The sequence below is a fragment of the Kineosphaera limosa NBRC 100340 genome (genome assembly GCF_000298215.1).
In the GTDB taxonomy this organism is placed as follows: domain Bacteria; phylum Actinomycetota; class Actinomycetes; order Actinomycetales; family Dermatophilaceae; genus Kineosphaera; species Kineosphaera limosa.
The window spans coordinates 1-7,626 of the sequence record NZ_BAHD01000105.1; the positions used below are offsets into that span (position 1 = coordinate 1).

Consider the following 7,626-nt stretch of genomic DNA (forward strand, 5'->3'; position numbering starts at 1 on the left):
GGCCGGACCCCCGGCGCCGGCAGTCCCTCCGGGAACGCCCTGGGCGCCCGGCCCGGACCGGCCGCCTTGGCTTACCGATGGCCCCGGTGCCGCCGAGGCACCTTGATCTCCCGCTCCTGCCCGGCCAACCGAGCCAGCGTGGGCTCCCTGTCCCGTCTGGCCGGCCGAGCCAGCATGGGCCCCCGGTCCCGACTGGCCGCTCTGGTCGCCTTGGGCTCCTGGCCCACGCAGCCCTCCGGGGCCTGCATGGCCGCCGGAGGCGCCCCGCTGCCGCGCGGGACCGCCGCCGCCAGCGCTGCCTGGTCCTCCACTCTGGCCGGGTCCTCCACTCTGGCCCGGCCCACCGCCCTGGCCTGGCCCGGCACTCTGGCCTGCCCGCGTGCCCCCGGGTCCACCGCCCTGGGACTGCCCACCACCCGGCCCGCCCTGGCGGCCAGAGCCACCCGGGCTGCCAGGGCCACCCGAGCCGGGTTGACCGGGTTGACCAGGGCCGCCCGCACGGGCGTCCTCAATAGGGATGGCGTCGACCTGGGCATCGAGGCCGATGGCGTCGATGAGGGCCTGGCGCACGACCTCGCCGTGCTGCCCGCTGCGGAACGTCTGGGCGAGCCCGCGGGTCGCGATACCTAGCAGCAGCCGCTGCCCGTCGTAGTCGAGCACCTGGGCGTGCTCGGAGAGAAACGTCCAGGTCACCCGTCGAATCGTGAAGACCTTTCCGAGCACGTCAGGCCAGCTGCGTCGGATCGCCTCGGTGTCGAGACCACCCGGCCCTCGTGCCGGTGGAGGCGCAGCCGCCTGCTGCCCACCCTGCGCCTGCTGCCCACCCTGCGCCTGCTGCCGCCCCGGAGCCTGCGTCCCACCCTGCGCGGGGCCGGAGCCCTGGCCCGAACCCTGGCCACCAGCCACGTGACCGCCAGCCACTGGACCGCCACCGGGTCGACCGGCTTGGTCGTGAGCACCATGTCGACCGACCTCTTGATGACCAGCGCGCCGGGCGCCCTCCTGCTCGCCCTGGCCGCTGCGCCCGCCAGACCCAGACTCACGAGCTTCATCCGAAGACCCCTGCCCGCCACGCGGCGGACCGGCGTGCATGGCGTCGGCCGGCGCCGGGCCACCCTCAGCGCCACCCTGCGTCAGACCACCCTGCGTCAGACCACCCTGCGCCCGACCTCGGGCCTGGCCATCGCCAGGCGCCTCCTCGTGCACCCTGGCCTGGCCCACCGGGCCCCCCTCGGCCTCCGGCCCGGAGTACCGCTGATCGCCTCGGCCCTGCTGCCTAAGAGGCAACGACGCACGGCCCGCCGCCTCGCCCGAGCCGGTCTGCGGCGCGCCGGAGAGGTCGAGTCGCCGTTCCATGCGGTCGACCCGGGCGACCAGACCGTGCTCACCGGCGATGCCGGGCAGCAGCAACCGCGCACAAATGAGTTCGAGCTGCAGGCGCGGCGAGGTCGCCCCGGTCATCTCGGTCAGCCCGGCATTGACGACGTCGGCGGCGTGCGACAGCTCACCGGGGCCGAACGCGGAGGCCTGCTGCCGCATCCGGTCTACCTGGTCGGCGGGCAGGCCGCGGAACAGCGCATCGATGTCGCCGCCGCTGGCCCCGACAGCGGAGACCACGATGAGGTCGCGGAGCCGCTCGAGCAGGTCTTCGACGAAGCGCCGCGGATCCTGCCCCGTCTCGATGGTCCGGTCGACCTGGCGGAACACCCCGGCTCCGTCGCGGGCGCCGAGCGCGTCGATCGTCGCGTCGAGCAACTCTCCCTCGGTGAACCCGAGCAGCGCCGCGGCCCCCGCGTACGTCAGTCCCTCCTGCGTCGACCCCGCCATCAACTGGTCGAGCACCGACAGCGAGTCCCGCACCGATCCGCCGCCGGCGCGCACAACGAACGAGAGCACCCCCGGCTCCACAGCGATGCCCTCGGCCTCGCACAGCTGCGCCAGATACTCGGTGAGCCGCGCGGGCGGCACGAGCCGGAACGGATAGTGATGCGTGCGCGAGCGGATGGTGCCGATGACCTTCTCCGGCTCCGTCGTCGCGAACACGAACTTCACGTGTTCCGGCGGCTCCTCGACGATCTTGAGCAGGGCGTTGAAGCCCTGCGGCGTCACCATGTGCGCCTCGTCGATGATGTAGATCTTGTAGCGCGACTGCGCCGGCCCGTAGGAGGCTTTTTCGCGCAGGTCACGGGCGTCGTCGACGCCGCCGTGGCTGGCCGCGTCGATCTCGATGACATCGACCGAACCTGCTCCCCCACGCGCCAGCGCCACACACGAATCGCACTCGCCGCACGGTGTGGCGGTCGGCCCCTGCGCGCAGTTCAGGCAGCGCGCCAGGATGCGCGCGCTCGTCGTCTTACCGCACCCGCGCGGCCCGCTGAACAGGTAGGCGTGACCGATGCGCCCCGAGCGCAACGCCTGCATGAGCGGGCCCGTGACGTGCTCCTGGCCGATGACGTCTTCGAACGTCTGCGGCCGGTAGCGCCGATAGAGCGCCATGGCGCGATCTGCCCCACCCTCGGTTGCCATGGATCAGACCCTAGACGGCTGCACCGACAAGATTCACGGCCGTTCCGGGACCGAACGACCCGCGCCCGCCGGTACTCCGGCATCATGGCCACACCCGCCAGCAGCCGCGAAGGAGCCGACAATGTCCAGCCAGCAGCCCCCGCAGGCCCCGTATCGCGCCGTGGTCATGGGGGTGGCAGGCAGCGGCAAAACGAGCGTCGGGGAGGCGCTCGCGGCCCGACTCGGGCTGCCGTTCGAGGACGCCGACACCTTCCATCCCCCTGCGAACGTCGCCAAGATGCGCGAGGGCATCCCCCTGACCGACGCAGACCGCGAACCGTGGCTGGAGATCATCGGGCGCTGGCTCGTCGACCACCCCGACGGCGCGATCGTCACCTGCTCGGCGCTCAAGCGCGCCTACCGCGACACCTTGCGCCGGTTCGTGCCCGAAGTCCCGTTCCTGCATCCCTACGGCAAGGCCTCGCTCGTGCTGGAGCGGATGTCGCTGCGTTCGGCCACCACGGACCACTTCATGCCGGTGACCCTGCTGGAGTCGCAGTACGCCACGCTCGAGGGGCTGCAAGACGACGAGGCCGGCATCACGTTGGACCTACGCCGCAGCGTCGACGAACTCGTCGACGACTCCATCGCCTACCTGCAGGGCCGCCGCGGCCACAGCCACCTGTAGCCGAGCCGGAGCCGCGCGGGCATGCAAAGGGTCCCCCGCGCACCTGGAAGAGCTCGCCTACCCTTGCTGCATTCCTGCCCTGGGGGAGTTCGGCGAGGTACCACCACACGGGGGACCTGAGCACCACTCTACCCCCACCCCGGTGGCGGCAGACAGCCACCGCCTGCCCGCGCTCACCGGGCCAGCACGCTGCCGGCCAGCCAGTCGAACCACCCCGTATAGGAGTCGGAGTCGCGGCTGCTCACGGGCAGCACGGTCGCCGCGGGGTTGACCTGAGCCAGGTTGGTCGCGAAGTCGGCCGGGTCGGCGTCGAGGTAGGGCACGAGGTCGACCTTGTTGAGCAGCACGACCTCGCAGGCGCGGAACATCACCGGGTACTTCAGCGGCTTCTCCTCGCCCTCGGTGATCGCGTACACCATGACCCTGTGGTGCGCGCCGACGTCGAACTCGGCCGGGCACACGAGGTTGCCGACGTTCTCGACGAAGAGGAGGTCGAGGCCGGCCAGGTCGAGGTCACCCAGCGCCTTGGCGACCATCGGCGCATCGAGGTGACACTCGCCGCCGAAGCCGTCGCCGGTGTTGAGCAGCGCCACCTGGGCGCCGAAGCCGGCGAGCCGGTCAGCGTCCAGGGAGGTCTCGATGTCGCCCTCCACGACGCCGGCGCGAATGCCCTGGTCGCGGCACCAGGCGAGCGTGGCCGCGAGAACGGTCGTCTTGCCCGCCCCCGGAGCGCTCATCAGGTTGACGACCCGCACGCCGTGCTCGTCGAAGGCCCGGCGGTTGGCCGCCGCCGCGGCGTCGTTCTCGTCGAAGATCCGCTCCAGCACCGTGATCCGCTCGGTGCCCGTCGCGTAGCCGGAGTGGTCACCGAGGTGATCGCTTCCCTGGGAGTGGTCGTGCGAGTGGTCGTGATCGCCGTGCTCGTGCGCATGCTCTGTGCCGTCGTCGTGGCGGTGAAAGCGACCCATCAGTTGTCTCCATCCTGTGCCGTCTGTGCCATTCCAGCGCTCGCGCCGGATACCTTGTGCTCGCGGTCCGCAGCCTCATCAGCACACTCTTGTGTGCGGACGTCGATCGTGGTCACGATGAACTCCTCCCCCTCGATGGGCCGCACCCGGCCCGATCCGCACTGCCCGCACACGAGCACGAGCGCGTGCTCGATGAGCGTCGTGGCGTGGCAGTCGTGGCACTCCAGGCGCACCGGCACCGACTCCACCGCCAGCCTCGACCCGGCGAGCGGCCCGTGCGCACACGTCATCTCCCAGCAGTACTCCAGGGTCGCCGGGATCACCTGGCGCAATTGCCCGACGCGCAGGTGCACCGTCTCGACCTCGCGGCCGGCGGCGGCCCGGGTGACGATCTCGAACAGTGATCGGCAGAGTGACAGTTCGTGCATCTCAACGCCTCAGGGTCTGGGATGGGGGCTCGCCGAAGCGGCGCTTGTACAGGGCCGCGAAGCCGCCGAGGTGCCCGAAGCCCCACTGTTCGGCGATGGCGGTGACCGTCACGCCGTCTCCGGGCAGGGCTTGCATGAGTTCGGCCCGCACCCGGTCGAGGCGCCGGTCTCGGATGTAGCCGACGGGGGTCGTGCCCAGGTCCTCGCGGAAGCCCGCCTGGATCGAGCGGGCGCTCATCCCGGAGGCCTCGACGAGGTCGGCCAGGGTGATCGGCTCGGCCAGGTGCATCTCGATGTACTCCACCGAGCGCCGCACCGCGGCCCGGCCGCTGCGCCGGTGCTGGGTGCGCACGAGCGTGGTGTAGTTCGACCCCTGCAGGTAGAGCAGAGTGGAGACGAGCAACTCCTCGATGGCGTCGGCGCCGATGCCCTGCTGGGTCAGGCTGTTCGGGGAGATGACCTCGCTGGAGAGTAGCTGCAGCGCCCCGTGCCAGCGGACGGCCTCGTCGGTGGTCAGGTCGCCCAGCGGCTCGAAGACGACCGGGGCGTCGAGGCTCTTGCCGAGCATTCGGGAGAGCTGACGCTCCAGCGCGGGGCGCTCGATGCGGATGACCAGCTGCGGGCTGTCGGCGCCCAGCCGCAGCGTGTAGCCGGTGCCGGGCGAGACCACGAGCGCGAAGAACGCGGTGATCGGATGCTCGCGTCCGTCCAGTGAGACCGACGCCGTACCGGCGGTCGTCATGTGGACGGTGAACGCGTCGTCGCTGGCCTGCGGCACGCTCATCCGCGCCGGACCGCGGAAATCCAGATAGGCCATCGTCACGTCGACGAAGCGCAAGGCGTTGAAGGTCGCTTGAAAGTCGGCGCGGGCCTGTTGCGTGGTCGCGATGCGGGTGTGCCCGAAGAACTCGGAGATGGTCTCGGCGGCCTCGACAATGTCTGTCGTGCACAGCACTTCGTGACCCTGCAGGACCGTCGGCACCCCGCGCGAGCGCAGTCGGCTACGCACCGGCATGCGGGTGCGATCGACGTTCATGAAGCCCAGTCGCGACAGCCTCGGCACCGGTCCACCCCCTTCGGCCAACATTCGCGTCCTTCGTTGCACTGCACGGCATTTCAGCAGGTCAGAGGCCTCTTGATGGCACCCTGCCGCGGTCGGCCGACGAACCGCCTCCTGGCAACTATCGGCACGATTGCGCGCACATGGCAAGAACGTTGCGCATTTGCGATAGCCCCTGCGTGCTGGCGATAGGCGAATCGGACATGCCGACCTATGGTCATGCGACCGGGCCGTGCGAGTGGCGGCTCGGCTGCCGATAGGGGGCTAGCGGCAGACACGACCAGGTTCTTGCTCGCCGTGGGGGACGGCGGCAAGGCGACTACGCAGCGACGCCTAGGGAGCGACATGAGCGTGACACCGATCCGCGAACTGAAAACCAGCACCTCGGCCGTACCCGAGAAATTGGCACATCGGCTCGAGGACCCGGAGATCGTCGATGCCCTCGACACCCTGCTGGCGCACGCCGACCTACTCGCGCTGCTCGTGGAGGGCATCAACGGGCTCGCCGAACGCGGCGACACCATCACCGAAACGCTCGCGGAGGGGCTGACGGAACTGCGCACGACCGTCGAGTCCACCCCGGGAGCCGACGACCTCGACATCCGCGAACTCACCGAGTCTGCCGTCTTGCTCGCCGGCGCGGCGCCCAAGGCGGTGCCGGGCATGCTCGCCTTCGTCGACTCCGGCATCATCGACCGGCTCATCGACTCCGAGATCCTCTCCCCCGCGGCCGTCGACGAAGTCTCCCGACTCTCCCGCGGCGTGGTGCGCGGCTCCGCCGACTACCGCGCCGACCCCCACCGCATCGACGGGCCACGCGCGATGTTCAAGGCGATGCGCGACCCCGACGTCACCCGCGCGCTGAGCTACCTGCTCACCGTCGCCAAAGCCATCGGGCGCGAACTGAACGCACCCGCCACACCGCCCACTTCCCGCAACGCCGCGAGCCCTGGGCTCAGGTAAGGAGCACCCATGTCATCAGTGCTGTGGTTCCAGGCCGGAGCCTGTTCGGGCAACACCATGTCGTTCCTCAACGCCGAGGAGCCCAATGTCGTCGACCTCATCGTCGACTTCGGACTCGAGCTGATCTGGCACCCCAGCCTGGGCATGGAACTGGGCGAACACGCCAAGAAGCTGTTCACCGACTGCGCCTCCGGGCAGCGGCCGCTGGACATCTTCGTGCTGGAGGGCACGGTCATCCAAGGCCCCGACGGCTCGGGCCGAATGGACATGTTCGCCGACCGGCCGATGATCGAGTGGGTCACCGAACTGGCCAACGCCGCCAGCATCGTCGTCGCCATCGGCGACTGCGCCTGCTGGGGTGGCATTCCGGCCATGGAGCCCAACCCCTCGGACTCCACCGGTCTGCAGTTCCACAAACGCGAGCGCGGCGGCTTCCTCGGCTCCGACTGGCGCAGCAAATCGGGGCTGCCGGTCATCAACATCCCCGGCTGCCCGGCCCACCCCGACTGGATCACCCAGATCCTCGTCGCGCTGGCCACCGGCCGCGCCGGCGACATCGCCCTCGACGACCTGCACCGCCCCCAGACGTTCTTCAAGACGTTCACCCAAACCGGCTGCACCCGGGTGCAGTTCTTCGAATACAAACAGTCGACCACGAGCTTCGGCGAGGGCACCCGCACCGGCTGCCTCTTCTACGAATACGGCTGCCGCGGCCCGATGACGCACAGCCCCTGCAACCGCATTCTGTGGAACCGGCAGTCCTCCAAGACCCGCGCCGGAATGCCGTGCACCGGCTGCACCGAGCCGGAATTCCCGTTCTTCGACCTGGCCCCCGGCACGGTCTTCAAGACGCAGAAAGTCAGCGGCACGATCCCCAAGGAAGTGCCCGAAGGCGTCGACCACATCACCTACATGGCCCACGCCGCCGCAGCCCGCATCGCGGCCCCGCAGTGGTCCAAGGAAGACATGTTCGTGGTTTAGGGGGCGTGGGGCTGCGCCCCTACGACCCCTAAA

7 protein-coding genes and 1 other RNA gene are annotated in these 7,626 nt (G+C 70.2%); 3 read left to right on the forward strand and 5 right to left on the reverse strand.

Annotated features, from left to right (window positions below):
- Positions 1-2,526: DNA polymerase III subunit gamma and tau (locus KILIM_RS25220; protein WP_255247693.1), on the reverse strand; the 2,526-nt coding region annotated here is incomplete at its 3' end.
- A 121-nt stretch (positions 2,527-2,647) separates the two neighbouring features.
- Here KILIM_RS25220 and KILIM_RS20535 point away from each other — a divergent pair.
- Positions 2,648-3,193 carry a gluconokinase gene (locus tag KILIM_RS20535; RefSeq protein ID WP_006594678.1) on the forward strand — a complete coding sequence of 182 codons (546 nt, stop codon included), beginning with the start codon at positions 2,648-2,650 and terminating at the stop codon, positions 3,191-3,193.
- 23 nt (positions 3,194-3,216) lie between these two features.
- On the opposite strand, the gene ffs is transcribed toward KILIM_RS20535, so the two are convergent.
- The 4 genes from ffs to KILIM_RS20550 form a co-directional block, all read right to left on the reverse strand.
- Positions 3,217-3,313: signal recognition particle sRNA small type (gene ffs / locus KILIM_RS23575), an RNA gene on the reverse strand.
- Positions 3,314-3,366: 53 nt separating this feature from the next.
- A complete protein-coding gene (hypB, locus tag KILIM_RS20540; RefSeq protein ID WP_006594679.1) occupies positions 3,367-4,161 on the reverse strand; it encodes a hydrogenase nickel incorporation protein HypB in 795 nt (264 codons plus the stop codon).
- Positions 4,161-4,589 (reverse strand): hydrogenase maturation nickel metallochaperone HypA, encoded by a 429-nt coding sequence (locus KILIM_RS20545; protein WP_006594680.1) that lies wholly within the window; start codon positions 4,587-4,589, stop codon positions 4,161-4,163. Before KILIM_RS20545 ends, hypB begins: the two co-directional genes overlap by 1 nt.
- 1 nt (position 4,590) lies before the next feature.
- Entirely contained in the window at positions 4,591-5,625 is a 1,035-nt protein-coding gene (locus tag KILIM_RS20550; protein WP_169330780.1) for an AraC family transcriptional regulator, read from the reverse strand.
- 369 nt (positions 5,626-5,994) lie between these two features.
- On the opposite strand from KILIM_RS20550, the gene KILIM_RS20555 reads away from it, so the two are divergent.
- Both KILIM_RS20555 and KILIM_RS20560 read left to right on the forward strand, forming a co-directional pair.
- Positions 5,995-6,612: a DUF1641 domain-containing protein gene (locus KILIM_RS20555; RefSeq protein WP_006594682.1), complete on the forward strand. Its 618-nt coding sequence runs from the start codon at positions 5,995-5,997 to the stop codon at positions 6,610-6,612.
- Positions 6,613-6,621: 9 nt separating this feature from the next.
- Complete coding sequence (locus tag KILIM_RS20560; RefSeq protein WP_006594683.1) at positions 6,622-7,593, forward strand: NADH-quinone oxidoreductase subunit B family protein; 972 nt, start codon at positions 6,622-6,624, stop codon at positions 7,591-7,593.
- Positions 7,594-7,626 lie beyond the last annotated feature (33 nt).